The organism is Luminiphilus sp. nBUS_07, assembly GCF_051201685.1.
In the GTDB taxonomy this organism is placed as follows: Bacteria; Pseudomonadota; Gammaproteobacteria; order Pseudomonadales; family Halieaceae; genus Luminiphilus.
Window position 1 is genome coordinate 1,804,115 of sequence record NZ_CP179213.1, and the last position, 19,787, is coordinate 1,823,901.

Sequence of the window (19,787 nt, forward strand, 5' to 3'; positions counted from 1 at the left end):
GAATCGACACAGGGCAGCGCCCAACGGGCCAGCAGCGTCACTTCAAGGGCGATACCAAATAGAGGACGTGTAAGCACGTTCTTGTAGGGTATCAGGTCTCTGCGTATCAACCTCGCCGCCTAGCGCGAGTTTGTCGAGTAAAGAATGTCGCGCCGTTGGTATCTGCAGCACACGCACGTAGTAAAAAGCGGACTGATCAGGGTCAAAATTCGGATCGCTCCAGGCTGCGGTTAAACGCCCCGCACCGACGCTGTTATCGACCAACCCCGTAGCCAGGTCAACGGTATTTTCAACGGGAAGCAAGGAGCCGTCAGTTTGCAGACGACCCTCCCCTGCCCAGGCGACGTCATAAACCTGCTCCTGTGTGCCGCCATCACTTTCCGTCCAGCCCTTGATCACTTGTATTCGGTCCAATGCTCCGGAAGCGGGGTCTGCTAGTGCCTCAATCAATAGGGTTGGCGTTGCACCCTCTGCCGCTGTCATGAGTTCGCCTCCCATAGGTACGGCCTGCTCCAGTACGTTTGCAGGGAAGTCGGCTTCTTCGAGTGACTCTGCGCTCAAGTTCCAGCCACCATAAACTCTGACACCAATACGAGGGCCTGTCGTCGCGTAAACCTCACGGCGACGCATGGCAGCGACAATGCCTTCTCGCGTATTGTCCTCAGCCCAAACTGCAGCAAGCCCTGACGCCGACATAGCCCAGCCAAAGGGCCTTTGTGGCTCATCACCCCAGCCCGAACTCTTCTTGCTCGGAATGGAATCTGTCACAAACTTACCCTGAAAATTTGCCTCCTCAGCACTCGGCAGCGCTGTGTGACCATCAGTGGAGCCAATCACGCCAAATTGATAGGGGTTGATGCCTACGTCAGCCTCTAGGGTGAGACCACGACGCAGGGCCGATCGTACAAAATCCCCTGGCTGAGGCTGATATTCTGTCCACCACTTCTGGATGTAGAAGGGATAGTTTTCAAAGTCGGCAAACTCGTCTTCGGGGGAAAGGGAAGAGTGCGTTTCTGAATCACCTTTTATTTGAGTGATTTCTACAACAGGCTCCCAATAACGCCGAAGTTCTGCGTAGCGAGTGTCCATCTTATCTCCACGCAGGGACGTCAGGTCAAACATAATGCCCTTCGAGATATTGGAATTGTGGGGAATCGCTAAAAATGTGCCCCCTGTTGATTTCGCAGTGGACTCCAGCCATTCCCAGAGATCCTCGGGAAAAGAGCTGTTGTCTAGTCCGTAAGGCACGAAGGTTTGAGCTGTTTGCGCATCGATGTCACCAATGACCACGCGGTGGAGGTTGGCTCCACCGGGAATTGCGCTGTACTCCCATCCAATTAGCGCCGTAAAGTCCCCCGGGGCGTTGTGCGCATCAGCGGCGTCGGTAATGGCCTTCCATGCGTCGGCTTCTACGGCGGGCAAGTCTGGAATCCAACCCACATCTGCGTCCCAGTCCCTCGCGGCGGCTGCAAAATCATCGGTTGGCTCAGGTAGCACCCCAAGAAATAAATTACGGGCGGTTTGCTGGTCGACCGCGTCTCTTAAAATTGCCGTCGCGATCCAAGCCTTCGCAGAGTCGATCAAGGAAAGATCATCCCGAGTTACGCCGTCGTAGTAGACACTTCGAATCACGCCCATCAGTTCGGCATGGTCTGAAACAACCAAAAAATCCAACGGTGTTTCCAACTGAACTCGCCGCCCATCCCAACCGTGAACAACCGGCGCGCCCTTGGCAAACCGATAAGCCATATCCGGTGTTGCAGTCAGATTATTATTGGCAAAAGCGTCCGATGAATAAGTCGTGTGCAGATGGGTATCACCCCAAAGCAGCTGTCGATCTTCAGCTTGTGAGAAGCTAGCTAAGGTCACAGTGAGTAACCAAAGAGCCGGGTAAAGATTCTTCACAATCATTTTTGTTCCCCAAATATCATGACGAATTGCTGAGGCTAGAGGTGCTAAGGCGTATTACCGCCCCTTCCATGTATAGGCTTCTTTATTAAAAAAGGCAGCGATCGCATTAGGGCAGTCTTCACTTGAAATACAAAACTCCTGTAGGTCAGCCTCCTTGGTAATGGTGTCGCCCAAAGAAGAGGTAGCCGCGAAACGGAGCGCCTCTTTAGTGTACCGAAGCGCCAGTGGCGAGCGTCCCGCGAGGTTCTCGGCAAACTCCATGGCCTCCACCGCAAAATCAGCCTTATCGAACACCCTATTAGCCATTCCCCAATCCAATGCCTTTTGGGCTCCCAACTTTTCCCCAAGAGCCATCAATTCGAAAGCCCGCCGACTGCCAACAAGTTTTTGCAGCAGCCAGGTTGAACCGCCATCCGGGATTAATCCAATCGCGGAGAAGGGTTGATAGAGATAGGCGTCTTCAGCCATAACAACAAGATCACAGGCCATCGCATAACTGTAACTGATTCCCGCACAAGGCCCGTTGACCGCAGCGACCCAAACCTTAGGCGCCTCGGCTATGGACAGCACCCCGGGCTTAAACTCGTGAATGAGATCGTCCCGGGTTTGTGCGCCAATCATTAGATCAGCGCCTGCAGTGTCGTCGGCGAGATCAGCACCTGCACCAAAAGCCCTGCCCTCTCCCGTTAGAATGACGACACGAATGGCGTCGTTCATATTGATCTCACGAGCAGCGGCATAAAATTCACGGCGCATTTGACCATTCATTGCATTGAGACTATCGGGACGATTAAAGGCGACGCGGGCGACAGCGCCATGATGGGTTACGTTGATCGTTTCAAATTTTGACATTGTGCCCTCTCGGTTTTTGAAGCTTAAAAACTGCCTGCAGATGGTAACAACCGCCAGCCATTATTGCTTGCAGATCCTGACATTGGTTGAGCTCGCGCTCAAGAATACTGTGGCCTTGGGCAATCCCCACGAATTTCAGCGCAAGTCTCCAGAACAAGGCACTAAACAGCGGAATCATTCGAAGAAGCCACCAGAGCCTCGCCGCAATAACAGCACCTGTAACTGGCTCGACCTGCGCGAATCCGATTGTGTCGCGTACTCGAGACACTGTGATCTCTGCAGAGACAGTGATAAGCGTGTCGCCGCTGCCTTCGTACAGGCACCGCACTTAAGTCAGCAGTGTAGGTGGCACTTGGATTAGCGCCCATCGCAACCATCAGAGACTGCCATTCTGGTCCATGGGGTTTAACCTTGCGCCGTCCGAACTGCTGATGGATCGCATAATGTGCAACCTCATGAGGTACGGTATCTCGGAGGTGAAGCGCCATATCTGTCGCAAATACCCATGGATTGAAACGCAGCCATTGGCAGTGGCCCTTGTAGCAATACATGCCTGCGGTGGTACCCGAGAGATCAAGGCGCGCTTCTATAGGGCCCAGAGGGATTTCAAGTAACCGTTGAGCGCGTTCGATATCGTGACGCACTCGGGCTTGAATCTCCTGAGCCTGAACATCGCTCAGAGGCCCAAAAGACAATTAGTCAGCACTCTCAGGGTCCAAAACGTCTTTCAGCTCGCGCTTTAAAAATTTGCCATTGGCGTTGCGAGGCAATGGCTCAGCTAAAAACCAGACATACCGCGGCACTTTGAAGGCAGCGATCCGGCTAGCCAGATGCTCACGCAAACTAGGTGCATCCAGCATTGCCGCTTCTTTAAGATGGATGGCTGCACCAACTTCTTCACCGAGGCGATCATCAGGCACCGCAAAGGCCACACATTCTAGGACCGCTGGGTGGTCAAAAATTGCGTTCTCCACCTCAGCACCGTAGATGTTCTCGCCTCCTCTGAGGATCATATCTTTGGCCCGATCAACCAAATACAGAAAGCCGTCCTCGTCAAAATAACCAATATCGCCCGTCTGTAGCCAACCCTCTATGATGGTTTCGGCGGTTGCCTCGGGACGATTGATATACCCTTTGATAACGGGCGTACCGCGCACGCAAACCTCGCCTACTTCGTTGGGCGCCAGTTTATTCCCATCTGCATCGACGCATTTCCCTTCAAGGGTAGGCACCATAGGCCCGGCACTACTTGGACGCTCCAGAAAAATATCTCCAGCGATGTAGCTGATAATGCCACAGACCTCTGTCATCCCGTAGCCTTGCGCTGGCTTTGCACGCTTCGTTTCCGCTGCCACTTTACCCACCAGGTCGGGCTGCATCGCGGCTCCACCACCACCCATAGCGTTCAAGCTGCCCAGATCAAATTCGTCACGATCGGGGTGGGTTAGAATTTCACGACTCATCATGGGGACTGCACTCATCGTGGTGATCTTCTCAGCATCAATGAGGCGCATCGCTTCAACCGGGTCCCACTTATACATCAAGATAAACCGGCCGCCAGCGACAGTACCGGCCTGCATAATGCAATTGTTGGCCGTAACGTGAAAAAGCGGCGTCGCGATTAACGCGACAGGAGGCGGTGCTGATACAGGTGCCTCTAGCGCTTGGCCTGCTTCTAGGGCCCTATGTGAAGCGTAGATGCCGCCCATAGCTGCGACGTTCAAAACATTGGCGACGCATCCGCGGTGGGTCAGTTGAGCTCCCTTGGGTCGCCCGGTAGTGCCCGAGGTGTAAAAGATGCAAGCTTCGCTGTCTGGGTCGATTTCCGCCGCGGGCAAATCGCCACCGGTGGCAACAGCCGACTGCCAGGGTGTCGTTGTTAACGAACAATCATCAGTTCTCACAGAGACCAACGCCATGTCAGGAAACTGTTCGCTGACCGTGGCAAAAGTGGCTAACCGCTGTTGGTCGCCGACTAACATTTTTGGCTGGGAATCATTCAGTGCATAGGCCATTTCATCAGCGACCCACCAAGCATTTAAGCCTACAACTACAGCGCCGATCGAGTTGATCGCCCAATGGGCAAGCATCCATTCGGGATAGTTGCGCATCGCTATGGCCACCCGATCCCCCGGAACAATACCTTGACCTACCAACCAATTGGCAAAGCCCGCCACACGCTCCGCCGCATCGCGGTAGGTCATGCGTTCATCAAGGTACACAAGATACTCAGCTTCACCGTGTCCAGTTGCCAACATCCACAGATCGCGCATGCTGTTTGGTGCGTTGACGTAACCCAGTAGTGACTGCCCCGCAACATCGACCTGCCCTACCTCCAATAGAGATCCGGGTTGAGTAACCAATTTTCTAGCCGCTTCATAACTTGCGATACTACTCATGGTCTGTCCTTATCGGGATTCTTAGTTAGGTTTTAAGCAGCCCCAGTTGGGTTGCGCGAGCAAGCATAACCACAGCATACTTGCCGATCAAATTTTTACTCACATTCGTCTACTTCGGGGACGTTTTCGCGGTTGTAAGTCGGGGGTTGCACTTGAGCACACAAACATTAGATCTTTCAAAACTCAGTGATTGGCTAAAAGCGAACGTGTGTGACTTTAGTGGCTCGCTAACCGCCGAAAAGTTTGCCGGTGGACAGTCAAACCCAACCTTTAAAGTGACCGCAGGCGAACGTGAATTTGTGCTGAGGCGCAAGCCCCCGGGACAGCTGCTAGCCTCAGCCCACGCGGTCGACCGAGAGTATCGGGTTATTTCCGCGCTGCAAAATAGCGATGTGCCGGTACCCGGCGCTGTAGCACTCTGCGAAGACGATGACATCATCGGGTCCATGTTCTACTTAATGGAGTTCATGGATGGCCGTGTTTTTTGGGACCCAGTGTTGCCCGAGCTCTCTAATGATGAGCGCAGCGCGGCCTACGACGATATGAATCGCGTTCTCGCAGCGATGCACAGCGTTGATATCGATGCTGTTGGGCTGAGCGATTACGGAAGGCCGGGCAACTACTTCGAGCGGCAGGTGGGACGGTGGAGTAAGCAATACAGGGCGTCAGAAACTGAAACTGTCCCGGCAATGGAAACACTGATGGTCTGGCTATCAGAAAACATGCCTGCCGACGACGGTCGAGTAGCGCTAGTTCATGGTGATTATCGGTTGGATAACGTCATGTTTCATCCTACTGAACCTAAAATCATCGCGGTGCTCGATTGGGAGCTCAGTACTTTGGGCAACCCCATCGCTGACCTCGCCTATCAGGTTATGGCTTGGCAGCTTCCCCGTGATGCCGGCATCACCGGCTTGGGCGGCATAGATCGCAAACCCCTAAGTATTCCAGAGGACAGCAGCTACGTCAGAAGCTACTGCGAGCGCACCGGGCGTGATGAAATTCAGCATTGGAATTTTTATTTGGCGTTTTGCTTTTTCCGCCTGGCAGCCATCGTTCAAGGCGTCAAAAAGCGCGCTCTTGACGGCACCGCCTCGAGTGCCGAAGCAGAGAGCCGCGGCAACCTTGTGCACCCCCTCGCTGAACTGGGCATGTCATACATCAAAGACTAAATACGAGAGCGTCAGTGCGTCACTCGCAGACTTTTTTGAGCCACAGCTGTCGCTGCTCCAGCTTTGCCCGATGCCTTACGGCTGCGCTGAGTTTTGATTTTGGCCGCAGTTTTATCAGGCACATTTGTAAGCTTTGCGCGTTGAGCACGGGTCGGGGCCGGCCTGCGACGAGAGGACCGAGGGCGTCTTACCGCCACAGGATCTGGCCGCAAGTCGCCATATTCAAAGCGGTAGAGAATATCTTCTAAAGTCCGAGATATTTGAGTGCAGCGGCGAATAGCCTCGACCTTCTCGTAGCAAGCATGCTCACCGTGATGGGTCAGCCGAAGCAGTTCCTCTTCATTGAGATGAGAAAGTAAACGTAACGGATTCGCAAGCCGGAAGCTGGGCATAATGTTAATGTCCCCGGTGTACTCTTGATCCATGAGTGCGTGCATGCCGTGCAGCATCATATTGAACCTAGGCCAGTTATCACCGCGCTTTTGTGCCAAGCCGCGGTAAAAATTAAGAAATTCCCGCCCTACGCCTACGCCGAGTGCACCCGCAGCCTTAGACAGAGCTCCGCGGTCTTCGTCTTTGGAAATAAACGCTGTTGCAATGGGATTTACCATGCTCACGATATGGTGGTTAGTGCCAAAAAGGCGGGATAAGCGTTTGGCCGGCAGATCATCGGCAACCGAGCCGTCGATCCAACGTCGACCCGGCAAATACGGTTGTGGCTCTCCATGCACATTACGAGCCATTAACATAACCGCGGGAAATACTCCGGGAACTGCGCAAGACGCCATAACTGCCGAGCGAATATATACGTTGGGTGACGTCACCGCGTTGAGGAGTCTTGAGCGCTGGTGCGGCTCGGCAGGTGCAATGGTAATGCTCACCTGCCTCCCGGTCTTTGCATAGGCCTCCTCGAAGGTCGCATTAGGAATAAGGCCCTCTATCAGATGTTCTAAGTCATCCAAAGAAATGTTGGGGCCACCGGTCAATAACTTCCGTAGGAATCCGGCTTCCTCTTTCGCCTTTGCGCCGCTTTGCAGTATCGCGAGCTTTTCAAGATCGGCCACTTCATCATCAGTGTGGCAGGCCAAAACGCCCGCAACTAAGGCGCCCGCGCTAGAACCCGAAATAACTCGAGGCAGAAGGCCCTGCTCGAGTAAGACATTGACAACGCCTAAATGGAGGAAGCCCAGGGCGCCGCCGCCACTAAGCATTAACGCAGAGCGGCCGAAGCAGATGTTAGCCCGATAAAAGAAATCCAGCTTTTGTTGAGCAGGAATAATGCTGTCATCAAGTTCGGCTAGCAGCTTCAGAGACTCATCGATTTCGTCAATGTAATCCTCGATCAGACGCTTCGTACCCGACTTGGCCATACGATAAAGGACGCCTTTACCCATGCCCCCCATGTTGCCATGAATGCCTTCATTGAGGGCATAAAGCAGCCCTTGATGATCGGAGCGAGCGCGTAGGTTTCTCAACCGATCAAGGCGTAAGCGGATTTGCGCATAGTCGTAGAGATCGGTGTGTTCAACGTGACGCCAGTCGGTCATACCCGTTATATCGTCATGATCACGAGCCGCTGCCAACCAATCCGCGTAGTTATCAGACTTGGCCATGTCCCGCGCTAATACCTTGAGTTTTCGTTTATTCCGCACCCTTACCTCGTACCACTGTGAGATCAGACGTCAGCTTATTACTGTTGGGCGCTCGGGTATACTCGCTGCTTCGAGAAATGCGCGAAAAATTCGACCCACACTCGCTGATGCCTCCAATTATCCGATATATATCAATAGACTAGCCCGGCATCTGCACCACAAACCTGAGCTCAAGAGAATGAACTAAAAAGCGGTTTCTTGCCACCAGACCTAAGGTTTCAGCCCCTGAAATCACTCATTTCGGTTTCGATACGCATCCATCAAGTGACGCTTGTAAAGCTTACCGTTATCCATCCGAGGAAGCTGTTCCATGAAATCCAGATTTCGGGGGATTTTAATGTGGGACAAACGCTCTTTCAGCCATTCAACAAGCTCCAACGCTGTCTCATCAGTAGCATCGACCCAGTTGGCTGGCTGAACAACAGCTTGAACGGTTTCACCAAACTCATCACAGGGCACTCCGAAAACCGCCACGTCGGCGACTTTTTCGTGATTGATCAGGAGGTTTTCAATTTCCGCAGGATAAATATTCACGCCACCAGAGATGATGGTGAAATTTTTGCGATCGGTAAGATACAAATAGCCTTCATCGTCGAGGTAACCCATATCACCCACAGAGGTCCAGCCGTCTTTGTTGTAGGCTTCCGCCGTTTTACCCGGCTCGTTATGGTATTCAAATTTATTAGCAATGTCAGAAAACCAAATCCCTCCGACCTCTCCGGCTGGCAACTCGTTACCCTCCTCGTCCAACACATGAGGAACGCCAAACAAGGGGCGACCCACCGAGCCTTTATGTTTTAGCCAATCGTTGGAGTCAATCAAGGTGAAACCCGCACCCTCGCTCGACGAATAGTATTCAAGGATCACAGGCCCCCACCAATCGATCATTTGCTCTTTAACGTCAATCGGGCATGGCGCCGCGGCATGAATTGCCACTTGCATTGAACTGGTGTCGAACTGAGTCCGCTGCGCTGTGGGGAGCTTGAGCATTCGAACAAACATAATCGGTACCCATTGACTGTGGGTTACTCGGTGTTCTTGTATGAGTTCCAGTGCGCGTAACGCGTCGAACTTCTCCATGATGATCGAAGTGCCACCGGTATCCAGAACCACCATGTTGTAGTGCAGCGGTGCGGCATGGTACAGCGGCGCTGGTGACAAATAGGTGGTTTCCGGGCCAAACCCAAAGGCGGCACCAAGTGACAGGGTCAACGGCAGGGGCTCATCAAAAATTTCGGTGTACGGTTTGTTATAAACGCCCTTGGGTTTGCCCGTAGTGCCCGATGAATACAACATCGTCGTGCCCATGGCTTGATCTTCAATTGGCGACACCGGCAGCGCATCGACGGTCTCCTCCCAGGATAAAAAGCCATCCTCAATACCACCGATCATGTAAAAATGCCTCAGCGCTTCAGCACTTCCAACCATGTGAACTGCTACGGCGGTTAACGAATGCGAAGCAACGAATAATTTCGCGCCACAGTTTTCTAAAATATAGGCCGTCTCATCTTCTTTGAGGTGGGTGCTGATAGGCGTAAAAATAATGCCAGAGCGCATCGCTCCGGTTGTAATCTCAAGGAACTGGCGGCAATTTTCTACCATAATCGCCACGTGATCACCCGACTGCAATCCGCAGAGCCGGAATAAGTGCGCCACCTGATTGCTTCTAGCCTCTAGCTCTCCGTAGGTGACCATCTCTCCCGAGTTAGCCATAATAAAAGCGGGCTTATGGGGGGTTTCGGCTGCTGTAATTGATATGTGGGGCATCAGGACTCTCGCAGTGGTATGTTTCACGTACTATACAAGAGCTCGCAGCGAGTTAAAGCAAAGGAGATCACTTTGTCGGTGGGTAATCCGTTCAAGTCTATGGCACCTAACCAGCTGCGCCGGGCAGCGCGCCAGGCCAGGCTTAATGAAACCACAAGTGGTTTGGCTCCGGGCTTCGTCCAGTGCAACTTGGTCATTATTCCTCAAGACTATGCCGGCGACTTCGCCGACTTTTGCCGACGCAATCCGAGACCCTGTCCGCTGCTTGCCGTAAGCCCTACTCCGGGTGACTTCAGCCTACCAGAGCTGGGCTCAGATATAGACGTGCGAACTGATGTACCGCGCTATCGACGCTGGGAGAATGGCGCTTTAATAAATGAGCCGACCGACCTTTTGGATCACTGGCGTTCTGACCATGTGGCTTTTGCACTGGGATGCTCATTTTCTTTCGAAGAAGCACTGCTTGCCGACGGCCTCGAAATTCGAAACATTTCTGAGGGGGTTAATGTACCAATGTTTCGAACGAATCAACCCTGCACATCCGCGGGCCCGTTCGCCGGCAATCTTGTTGTGAGCATGCGTCCCATGAAACCCAAGGACGCCATAAGAGCCATTCAAATTTGCACGCGATTTCCTGCCGTTCATGGGGCTCCAATACATTTTGGCGACCCCAGCCAAATCGGCATCACCAATCTTCAGCAACCAGATTTTGGTGACAGAGTTACCATTAAAGACGATGAGGTGCCGGTGTTTTGGGCGTGTGGCGTCACGCCTCAAGTGGCACTTGAAAATGCCAAAATCCCCTTAGCATTCACTCATGCCCCAGGCTATATGCTAATTTCCGATAAACCCAACACAGGACTCGCAATACTGTGAAAGCTGTCAAGAGGGTGGTCAGTCGCACCCGAAAAAGAAGAGCCCGTCAATTAAGCATAAAACTCAACTGTGACTTGGGCGAGGGATTCGGCGTCTACACCATGGGACGTGACGACGAAATTATGCCCCTTATTGACTGCGCAAACATTGCCTGCGGCTACCATGGTGGCGACCCGTCTATAATGCGCAAGACGGTCCTTCTTGCCAAACGCCACAAAGTCGAAATCGGCGCTCACGTCGCTTATCCAGACCTACAAGGTTTTGGCCGTCGCTCAATGAACCTGCGAGGCCAAGAGCTTATTGACTGTATTCAGTATCAAATATCCGCGCTCGACGGCATAGCTCGCACGAATGGTGCTCGCGTTACCTACGTAAAACCCCATGGGGCGCTTTACAATGACATGAGCACCGACCCAGGACTGGAAAGAACAGTGATGCAAGCTATTGCATCGTGGTACCGCCCCCTTGAGTTGGTCATGCTCGCCACACCAAAAGATAAAAAGTCAGTTGAAACTGCATTTGACTATGGACTGAGTTTGCGTTTTGAAGCTTTTGCAGACAGGGGTTATACCCGTTCGGGTTATCTTGTCCCGCGTGACAAGCCCGGCGCAGTTTTAGGCGTGACCGCCGCGGTTGCTCAGGCGAAGGCCATCGCCTCTGGCACAGTGCGCAGCACCAAAGGGCACAAACTCAGTATTCTTCCAGACACTCTCTGTGTCCACGGTGATACGCCTGAGGCACTAGAGATGCTGAAAGCCATTCACCTAGCGTTACAAACACCCGCAGACTAACTAATGCACTTAAGCTACGCTGGCCTTAACGGTATCCGTATAAGCCTTGACGACGCACCCAGCCCTGCCCTTACTGCTGATCTTATTGAGCTGCGTGATCGCATAACGAGCAAACACCCCGCAGGCCTCACCGACTGCGTACTGGGTTACCGAACCCTTACGCTTTTTTTTGATCTCGCAGAACTCCCTAGAGAGACGTTGCTGGCAACCATTCGCGAATTGGACGGCGTCACTGCTTCGCCGCAGTGCAGAGGACGGATGGTTGAATTGCCCGTCTGGTACGCAGAAGAGTCAGGTCATGACTTGCTACGTGTTGCCGAACATAGCGGCCTGTCCGTTCAAGAGGTCATCGACTTACATTCGAGTAGCAGCTACAACGCCTATGCAACGGGGTTTGCCCAGGATTCTGCTACTTAGGGGACATCTCAGAGGTGTTGGAAATACCGCGCTTACGAACGCCTCGAAGAATAGTGCCTGCGGGCAGTGTTGCCATTGCAGATCGACAAACAGCGGTTTATCCCTCGGCGTCCCCTGGCGGGTGGCATCTTCTGGGCCTCTGCCCTACCCCTCTCTTTAATTTAGAGCTGTCACCACCCGGGTTGATAGCTGTGGGTGACCTAGTCACTTTCAAGCCCATTTCCCAAGATGAGTTTTTCGAACTGGGTGGTACGTTAATGTGACCGGACTAAGCGTTATCAAGGTGGGCCTTTACGCCACTATTCAGGATCTTGGTCGCGTCGGCTACCTTGGTTATGGAATCACTACTGGAGGCGCAGTTGATGCATTTGCGCTCCGCTGTGCCAACCGACTCGTTGGCAACACAGATAATCATGCCGGCATAGAAGTCGTGTTGAATGGGATAACGCTCGTAGCTACCTGCGATCTGCAACTGGCGTTGTGTGGCGCTCCCGTGACCCTGCATGTCAACGACGAACAGTGCTTTATGAATACGCTAGTGGTTGTGACCGCCGGATCAACCGTTACCCTTGGAAGGGCCATAAAGGGCACTTACAGCTATTTGGCCGTAAAAGGAGGGGTATCCACGCCCCTCGTCTTGGGAAGCCGTAGCACTGTTATCCGCGAGGGCCTCGGGGGGATTACTGGAGAAGCCCTCAAAGCAGGAGACCTTTTACCCGCAGCTTCATCCGACCAGCCGCCGGAAATCCCGCATCGGCAACGGCATGAGCCACGTCAGTTGCCCAATAAAACCAGTACGCAAGCTGATACTCTACAGCTTCGATTTCTGCCAGGGATCCACTATGACGATGTCACACAAGACTGCAGAGAAGATCTTTGCGGGCAAATCTTCAGTATTTCTGGATCAGCTAATCGCATGGCTATTCCTCTAAACGGCAGTCCGGTCGATACCGGCATGACAAAACTTTGGTCAGAGGCCACATGCCTTGGTTCAATTCAAATTCCACCAGACGGGCAGCCCTTGGTGCTCATGAATGATCGCCAGACAATGGGAGGCTACCCTCAGGTTGGCGTCATAATTCCCCCTGACAGGGTGCGACTCAGCCAGGCCAGAGCAGGACAGCGGGTGCGACTTGAAGCATTAAGCACAGCCCAAGCCGAGCAAATAGTCTGGTTGCATGAGCATTATGAAGAAACGCACCTGAAAGCGCTCGACAGCCTTGGATCCCCTGCCCCTTGACCTCAGCAACAGACATGAGTCACCGGCTCGAAGGCGCTCTGGTTGCCCGAAATCCAAGAGGCATGCGCATCGTTCGAGATGCGCTGCAGCCCGCTTACCTCTTACGTGCAGCACAGCAAGTTATTGCGGCCGAGGGTAATATTGTCATCTGCACGGGTTTTCCGGTGGCTGGAACCTTTGAAACAGATGGCCCCCCTGGAGCGTTTGCGCTTTATCATTTTCTGGAGAGCCTTGGCCGCAAGCCCTGGCTACTCAGTGGTGATGCGATCATCCGAGCGCTAGGGCAATCGATACGAACATGGCCTCTTACGAGCTTTGATTACGAGGGTGCCCATGCAGAAGCTCAAGGGCTTTTGCTTGATCTAGCGCCCTCACTCATCATTGTCATTGAGCGACCTGGGGCCGCGGCCGACGGCCGGTTTTATAATATTGCTGGCAAAGACATCACTGAGCAGTGCCGCCCCGTTGAGCCTTTGCTGGAACTCGCTGATTGTCCCGTTATCGCCATTGGCGATGGAGGCAACGAAGCCGGTATGGGTCGTGCTGGAGAGGTACTGGGGACGTTGGATATAAAGCCCGCTCGCATTAGTTGCGACGAACTGATTGTTGCAGATGTGTCAAATTGGGGGGCCTATGGATTAATTGCTATGGCGGAGGCACTTTGCGAGCGTCCGGTGTTGGATTGGCTGGACAGCAATGCACTGCTCCAACGCTGCGTTGAGTTGGGGGCAGTCGATGGCGTCAGTCACGAACCTACCAACACCGAGGACGGCTTTGAAGCTGGCGTGGGTGAAGCCCTTATTGAAGAGATCAAGCTAATCACTAGCGGAGGGATTAAAACGTGACAATTGCCTACCTTAACGGTGCGTTCATGCCTTTAGAGGAAGCGCGTATTTCGCCAATGGATCGCGGTTTTTTATTTGGCGACGGCATTTACGAGGTCATACCATGGTATGAAGGGCGCCCCGTGGGCTTTCAGCGACACATGCAACGTTTTGATCAGGGTTTGGCAGCGATTAGCCTTGAAAATCCGATGTCCACCGAAGCGTGGCACACGCTTTTCACTGAGTTAGCCAGCAAGAGTGAAGGAGAACACCAAGGCGTCTATTTACAGGTCACCCGCGGTACCGCTCCTGTTCGAAATCATCGCTTCCCAGCGGACTGCCCGCCCACGGTATTTGCCTATACCTTTGCGGTAAGTGCGCCCTCTAATGGTGATCCTGAGCGCGCCACTTGCTACCGGGTAGCAACTGCCACAGACCGTCGTTGGAAACGCTGCGATATCAAATCAGTGGCCCTGCTGGGAAACGTACTGCACATGATGGAAGGTGTTGACGCCGGCGCCGATGAAACCATTCTCTTCAACGAGGATGGAGAGCTCACCGAGGCTGCTGCCTGTAACGTTTTCATCGTGCAAAATAAAACGGTCGCTACCCCACCATTAGATATTGAAAAACTTCCCGGGGTAACGCGAAACATGCTGATCGACATTTTACGCAACGAAGGCTGGAACGTTGAAGAGCGCACAGTGACTCGAACTGAAGTTATGGCAGCAGACGAAGTGTGGCTAACAAGCTCAACAAAAGAAGTGGCTCCAGTTATTGCTATTGATGGACAAAGCGTCAACGATGGGAAGCCTGGAGAAGTATGGACAGCGGCACAATCGCTGTTTGCACACCATCGCTTCAACGCCTGAGAGAAAACGTGCCAAGACCAACAACAATATCCATTGATCTCGATGCTCTCTCGCTTAACGCGGCCTCAACTCGCAAACTCGCGGGTAACAGTCGGATACTCGCTTCGGTAAAAGCCAACGCCTACGGTCACGGTATGATTCCATGTGGCCAAAAGTTGTGCGAGTTTGTTGACGGCTTCGCGGTCGCATTTTGTGAGGAAGCTGTTGCGCTTCGTAAAGCGGGAATCGATCTCCCAATTCTGCTCTTGGAAGGACCATTTGATCGGTGCGATGTCGATGCAATACATGAGTATGGCGTGATGATGACGGTACACTGTCATCAGCAAATCGACCTCCTCGAACAAAGCGGCCATCCCCTCACCGCGCCGGTGTGGATTAAGATCGATAGTGGCATGCATCGGCTGGGGTTCAATCCAGCAGAGGCTCCTCAAATTGAAAAACGCCTGCGGGAACTGGGAGCGCAGTCAATCACTCTTGTCAGCCACTATGCCGATGGCGAACACCCCCACTCAGCATTAACTCAAAAACAGCAGCAAGTTTGGCGATCATTGAAAAAATCAACGCCGTCTCAGACGAGCATGGCCAACTCTGCAGGCGTCATTAACGACTTGGACACTGCGGCAACTTGGATCCGCCCGGGCATTATGCTGTACGGTGCGGCGCATACAGCGGCTGAAACCACGGTATCCTTTGAGCCCGTAATGACGTTCAATTCAGAAGTCATGGCCCTTCGCAAAATTACAGCAGGTGAATCTGTAGGTTACGGCGGCCGCTGGCGAGCGGCACGGGACAGTCTTATCGCAACGATACCGGTAGGTTATGGCGATGGTTATCCACGAACCGCTATTGATGGCACACCGGTATGGCTGCAAGGTAGGCGGCTACCTCTAGCAGGTAGAGTTTCAATGGATATGATTACCGTCGACGTTACTGATCTTCCGAACTGCCAAATCGGGGCTCCGGTCGAGCTGTGGGGCAAACATTTAGCCGTTAATGAGGTCGCCGAATATGCAGGCACTATTGGCTATGAACTTCTCACGCGCATGACGGGCAGAGCCCCGATGAGCTTTGTTCCTTAGCATGTCCATGAAGATCTTTTTGACGACAAGGTTTCCAATCAACTCCAGAAAACCAGGGCTCGGGGCGATCTCCGTGCGTAACCCTATCGAATCAGATACCACCGGCGCCAATAGTGAAGAACCACTCCCCGAGGGTAGCCTTCTCGCCGCACTCGACCTTGGTAGCAACTCTTTTCATCTTTTGATCGGGCGACTTGAACACGGGGAGATCAAGCCTATACATAGCCAAGCGGAAAAGGTGCAGCTTGGTGCTGGCCTTAGCGGCCGAAAACTTTCATCAGCAGCCATTGAACGTGGCCTCGGGTGTTTAAAACAGTTTGCGCAACTGCTGCAGAGTATCGAGCCCTCCCGAATCAGAGTCGTCGGCACCCACGCTTTACGGCGCGCACGCAACCGTCGGGAATTTACTATCCCCGCTGAGCAAATTCTCGGAGTGCCAGTGGACGTGGTTTACGGACGAGAAGAAGCGCGTCTTGTGTATTTGGGTGTCGCCCATGCTCTGGCTGATGACAGCAGAAGCCGCCTTGTTGTGGATATTGGTGGCGGCAGCACAGAATTTATAATCGGTCGACGTTTTGAACCTACTCGCTTGGAAAGCCTGCAAATGGGCTGTGTCAGCTATGCCCACACCTATTTTGGCAAGGGGAAAATTAGCAAGCGCCGGTTTAATAATGCTTTTCAGCAGGCACTGATCGAAATATCTCATATTCGCGGACACTTCAATGCCAAGCACTGGTCTGAGGCTGTCGGTTCCTCTGGCACATTGCAGGCTATAGAGACGATCATAAAACTCAATGGCTGGAGTCATGACGGTATTGATAAGAAGTCCCTTGAGCGGCTTCGAAAATCATTGATGAAATACAAGCATGCTGATGACATTCCCTGGGAGGGCCTAAATGATAAACGACGGTCTGTTATTGCGGCCGGTGTCGCCATAGCGCTAGCCATTTTCACAGGTTTGGATATTGAGAAAATGCGCACGTCAAAGGGTGCACTCAGGGAAGGAGTCGTTTACGACTTGGTAGGCAGGCTACGCCATGAGGACGTTCGTGAGCGCTCAATCACCGCGATTCTCGCACGCTATCAAGCCGACCAGACTGCGTCTGAACGCGTGTCAACCATGGTCACAAGGTTAGCTATGTCAGTGAGAAAGCACTGGCAGCTGCGGGACCGCGATGTCGAACTACTGGTGTGGGCTGCAAGATGCCACGCTATCGGTGTCGCGATCTCTCAAAAACACTATCATCGTCATTCGGCCTATCTTCTGGAAAATTCTGATCTAGCGGGGTTCTCTCAAGGAGAGCAAGAAATGCTTGCCGCTTTGGTGAACGGTCAACGCGGCAAGTTACGCCAAAGCGAGCTGGGCTCAATGCGGCAAAAGCACGGCGAAAACATTGCGAAACTCTTGGTGATCATGCGCATCGCAGTCGTTTTAAAATGGGCAGAGGACGTAAGGGACGCCAAGATCACGGCATCGACCGCAACACTGAACCTGTGCTTTCCTAGGGAATGGCAGGAAAGGCACCCTCTGACAACGAAAGAGCTTATCCTCGTCAGCAACGCCGCGAGAAAATTGGGCGTGCAACTGCAGCTGACCTAATATAGGACCCACCTACAGAGTCAGTCACAGAAATCACTCACTAAAAGGCTTCGTTGCGTTCTAAAGCGGTTGGCGCTGGCTTTATCGCTGCTTTGCTAAAGCACCCACCGCGACCCCCGACAATGCCCGCCAAAAAAATACTAACAACGAACCGGGCGGCAGTCGGCCCGCAAAACGAAGCAAAGGTAACCCAAGTTGCTAGTGTATTCTGGGGCTTAGGTAGATAGCGTCTGAAGCCGCAATAACCACCTGCCGGGTGCCAGGCTATCAAGCGCGCTACCACTGCAATTTTCTGAGACGCTTCAGCGCTTATTCTATTTTACGAGACTGGTAATTGAGGCTACCGCCCCTATGCCGCTCGAGGATTCAACACACAGGATCTGTGCCGGGCACAGTCGGCGAAGAAGAAACTTTCTTTTACAGGGGTTTAAATTTGGGCCGGTCCGTCTTGGAACAAGCCGGGCAGACCTAAATAAACACGGAGACCACCGCCTTAAGTCTTGGGTCTTAAGGCGATGGGGCAATGTTGCTAAATAGCCGCTTCTAACTCTGGCAAGGCTTGAAACAAATCTGCGACCAAACCATAGTCTGCGACTTGAAAGATAGGCGCATCCTCATCCTTATTGATGGCAACAATAACCTTGCTGTCTTTCATTCCCGCCAAGTGCTGAATGGCACCCGAAATTCCCACGGCGATGTAAAGATCTGGCGCGACAATCTTGCCGGTTTGTCCAACCTGATAGTCGTTGGGCACAAACCCAGCGTCTACCGCTGCCCTAGAAGCGCCAATCGCAGCGCCGAGCTTGTCGGCAATGCCTTCGAGCAGTTGGAAATTATCACCGTTTTGCATGCCTCGGCCACCTGAAATCACCACGGAAGCGGCTGTCAGTTCGGGCCTGTCCGACACAGCAACCTCTTCGCTGATAAAGCTCGAGAGCCCAGCATCATGTGCCGCCGCTAACGCCTCAACCGCTGCCGAGCCGCCCTCTTCAGGAACGCCGTCAAAAGCAGTGGTTCGGACTGTGATGACCTTTTTAGCGTCGGATGACTGTACCGTCGCAATCACGTTGCCCGCATAAATTGGGCGCTTAAATGTGTCAGGACTATCTACGGCAATAATGTCAGAGATCTGCGCGACGTCTAACAACGCTGCCACGCGTGGCATTGTATTCTTGCCCCCAGTTGTCGCCGGAGCCACAACGTTGTCGTAGGATGCAGCAACATCAGCAATGAGCAACGCCACGTTCTCCGCTAACTGATTTGCATACACGGCGTTGTCGGCACACAGTACCTTGCCCACGCCAGGTATAGCTGCTGCGGCATCAGCCGCAGGCCCGCAATCGGCCCCTGCCACTAAGATGTCAATGTCCCCGCCAATGGCTTGCGCGGCAGCAACCGCGTTGTGCGTTGCCGGCTTGAGCGTGCTGTTGTCGTGTTCGGCAATAACCAACGTATTCATGAGATCACCTTTGCTTCGTTCTTGAGTTTATCGACCAGTTGAGCCACGTCCTCAACCTTTATCCCAGCTGCGCGCTCAGGAGGCGGAGCAACACCGAGTTGCGTGACATGTGATTTGACCTCAACGCCAAGCTCACCGGGGTTTGTGACGTCTAAGGGCTTCTTCTTAGCCTTCATAATGTTGGGCAGTGACGCGTATCTTGGTTCGTTCAACCGAAGGTCTGTGGTCACAATCGCAGGCAATGACAACTTGAGGGTCTGAAGGCCACCATCCACCTCTCGGATGACCTGTAAGCTATCGCCATCAACCTTAATTTCTGATGCGAAAGTCCCCTGCCCCATATTGGCGAGTGCACCCAGCATTTGTCCTGTCTGGTTGTTATCGCCATCGATAGACTGCTTACCCAAAATGACCAGCTGCGGCTGCTCTTTATCGACAACCCCTTTCAAAAGCTTCGCAATTTCGAGAGGCTCTGGACGCCCTTCAACTTCGACATGAATACCGCGGTCAGCACCGAGTGCGAGTGCGGTGCGGATTTGCTCTTGGCTGGACTTTTCGCCCACAGAAACCACCACAACCTCAGAAACAGTTCCCGCCTCTTTCAGGCGAACTGCTTCTTCGACAGCGATTTCACAAAAGGGATTAATGGCCATTTTGACATTGTTAAGTTCAACATCACTGCCATCGGCTTTGGCACGTACCTTGACGTTATAATCAACCACGCGCTTAACAGCGACCAGTGCTTTCATTATGACTCCGTAGCTTTGCTAGAATAGTGCTTTGCGGGAAGTTTAGTGTAACATACCCGAAGTTCAAAAAGGCGACTCTAAGTTCAGTTTTAAGGCTGGGTAAGAGTCAATTTTCGGCAGTCATCTG

General features: G+C 52.9%; 16 protein-coding genes and 1 pseudogene. 9 read left to right on the top strand and 8 right to left on the bottom strand.

Going from position 1 to position 19,787, the window contains the following annotated elements; genetic code table 11:
• Positions 1–42: 42 nt before the first annotated feature.
• The 4 genes from ACMAZB_RS08015 to ACMAZB_RS08030 form a co-directional block, all read right to left on the bottom strand.
• Positions 43–1,911, bottom strand: a complete 1,869-nt coding sequence (locus ACMAZB_RS08015; protein WP_435216372.1) for a DUF3604 domain-containing protein — start codon at positions 1,909–1,911, stop codon at positions 43–45.
• 54 nt (positions 1,912–1,965) lie between these two features.
• The gene (locus tag ACMAZB_RS08020) at positions 1,966–2,763 is read right to left on the bottom strand and encodes an enoyl-CoA hydratase/isomerase family protein (protein ID WP_435216374.1); all 798 of its coding nucleotides are present in this window, start codon (positions 2,761–2,763) and stop codon (positions 1,966–1,968) included.
• A 161-nt stretch (positions 2,764–2,924) separates the two neighbouring features.
• Positions 2,925–3,458: a SprT-like domain-containing protein gene (locus tag ACMAZB_RS08025; RefSeq protein WP_435216376.1), complete on the bottom strand. Its 534-nt coding sequence runs from the start codon at positions 3,456–3,458 to the stop codon at positions 2,925–2,927.
• Positions 3,459–5,162 (bottom strand): class I adenylate-forming enzyme family protein, encoded by a 1,704-nt coding sequence (locus tag ACMAZB_RS08030; protein WP_435216378.1) that lies wholly within the window; start codon positions 5,160–5,162, stop codon positions 3,459–3,461.
• Between the two features lie 152 nt (positions 5,163–5,314).
• Between ACMAZB_RS08030 and ACMAZB_RS08035 the strand changes: the two genes are divergently transcribed.
• A complete protein-coding gene (locus ACMAZB_RS08035; protein WP_435216380.1) occupies positions 5,315–6,334 on the top strand; it encodes a phosphotransferase in 1,020 nt (339 codons plus the stop codon).
• A gap of 11 nt (positions 6,335–6,345) precedes the next feature.
• On the opposite strand, the gene ACMAZB_RS08040 is transcribed toward ACMAZB_RS08035, so the two are convergent.
• Complete coding sequence (locus ACMAZB_RS08040) at positions 6,346–7,947, bottom strand: DUF3336 domain-containing protein (RefSeq protein ID WP_435216382.1); 1,602 nt, start codon at positions 7,945–7,947, stop codon at positions 6,346–6,348.
• Between the two features lie 270 nt (positions 7,948–8,217).
• Positions 8,218–9,753, bottom strand: coding sequence for an acyl-CoA synthetase (locus tag ACMAZB_RS08045; RefSeq protein WP_435216383.1), 1,536 nt, complete (start codon positions 9,751–9,753; stop codon positions 8,218–8,220).
• Between the two features lie 72 nt (positions 9,754–9,825).
• On the opposite strand from ACMAZB_RS08045, the gene ACMAZB_RS08050 reads away from it, so the two are divergent.
• The 8 genes and pseudogenes from ACMAZB_RS08050 (at position 9,826) to ACMAZB_RS08085 (ending at position 17,452) form a co-directional block, all read left to right on the top strand.
• Entirely contained in the window at positions 9,826–10,629 is an 804-nt protein-coding gene (locus ACMAZB_RS08050) for a putative hydro-lyase (RefSeq protein WP_435216385.1), read from the top strand.
• Complete coding sequence (locus tag ACMAZB_RS08055) at positions 10,626–11,420, top strand: 5-oxoprolinase subunit PxpA (RefSeq protein WP_435216387.1); 795 nt, start codon at positions 10,626–10,628, stop codon at positions 11,418–11,420. Before ACMAZB_RS08050 ends, ACMAZB_RS08055 begins: the two co-directional genes overlap by 4 nt.
• Before the next feature lie 3 nt (positions 11,421–11,423).
• Positions 11,424–12,100 (top strand): annotated as a pseudogene (gene pxpB / locus ACMAZB_RS08060) (5-oxoprolinase subunit PxpB).
• Positions 12,097–13,077, top strand: a complete 981-nt coding sequence (locus ACMAZB_RS08065; RefSeq protein ID WP_435216389.1) for a biotin-dependent carboxyltransferase family protein — start codon at positions 12,097–12,099, stop codon at positions 13,075–13,077. The pseudogene pxpB and the gene ACMAZB_RS08065 overlap by 4 nt, the downstream one beginning before the upstream one ends.
• Positions 13,074–13,922: a glutamate cyclase domain-containing protein gene (locus tag ACMAZB_RS08070; RefSeq protein WP_435216391.1), complete on the top strand. Its 849-nt coding sequence runs from the start codon at positions 13,074–13,076 to the stop codon at positions 13,920–13,922. The genes ACMAZB_RS08065 and ACMAZB_RS08070 overlap by 4 nt, the downstream gene beginning before the upstream one ends.
• Positions 13,919–14,773, top strand: a complete 855-nt coding sequence (locus ACMAZB_RS08075) for a D-amino acid aminotransferase (protein ID WP_435216393.1) — start codon at positions 13,919–13,921, stop codon at positions 14,771–14,773. Before ACMAZB_RS08070 ends, ACMAZB_RS08075 begins: the two co-directional genes overlap by 4 nt.
• A gap of 8 nt (positions 14,774–14,781) precedes the next feature.
• Positions 14,782–15,852: an alanine racemase gene (gene alr / locus ACMAZB_RS08080; protein WP_435216395.1), complete on the top strand. Its 1,071-nt coding sequence runs from the start codon at positions 14,782–14,784 to the stop codon at positions 15,850–15,852.
• 73 nt (positions 15,853–15,925) lie between these two features.
• Positions 15,926–17,452 carry a Ppx/GppA phosphatase family protein gene (locus ACMAZB_RS08085; protein WP_435216397.1) on the top strand — a complete coding sequence of 509 codons (1,527 nt, stop codon included), beginning with the start codon at positions 15,926–15,928 and terminating at the stop codon, positions 17,450–17,452.
• 529 nt (positions 17,453–17,981) lie between these two features.
• Here ACMAZB_RS08085 and ACMAZB_RS08090 read toward each other — a convergent pair.
• Positions 17,982–18,911: an electron transfer flavoprotein subunit alpha/FixB family protein gene (locus ACMAZB_RS08090; protein ID WP_435210826.1), complete on the bottom strand. Its 930-nt coding sequence runs from the start codon at positions 18,909–18,911 to the stop codon at positions 17,982–17,984.
• Positions 18,908–19,660: an electron transfer flavoprotein subunit beta/FixA family protein gene (locus tag ACMAZB_RS08095; protein ID WP_435210828.1), complete on the bottom strand. Its 753-nt coding sequence runs from the start codon at positions 19,658–19,660 to the stop codon at positions 18,908–18,910. The genes ACMAZB_RS08090 and ACMAZB_RS08095 overlap by 4 nt, the downstream gene beginning before the upstream one ends.
• Between the last annotated feature and the right edge of the window lie 127 nt (positions 19,661–19,787).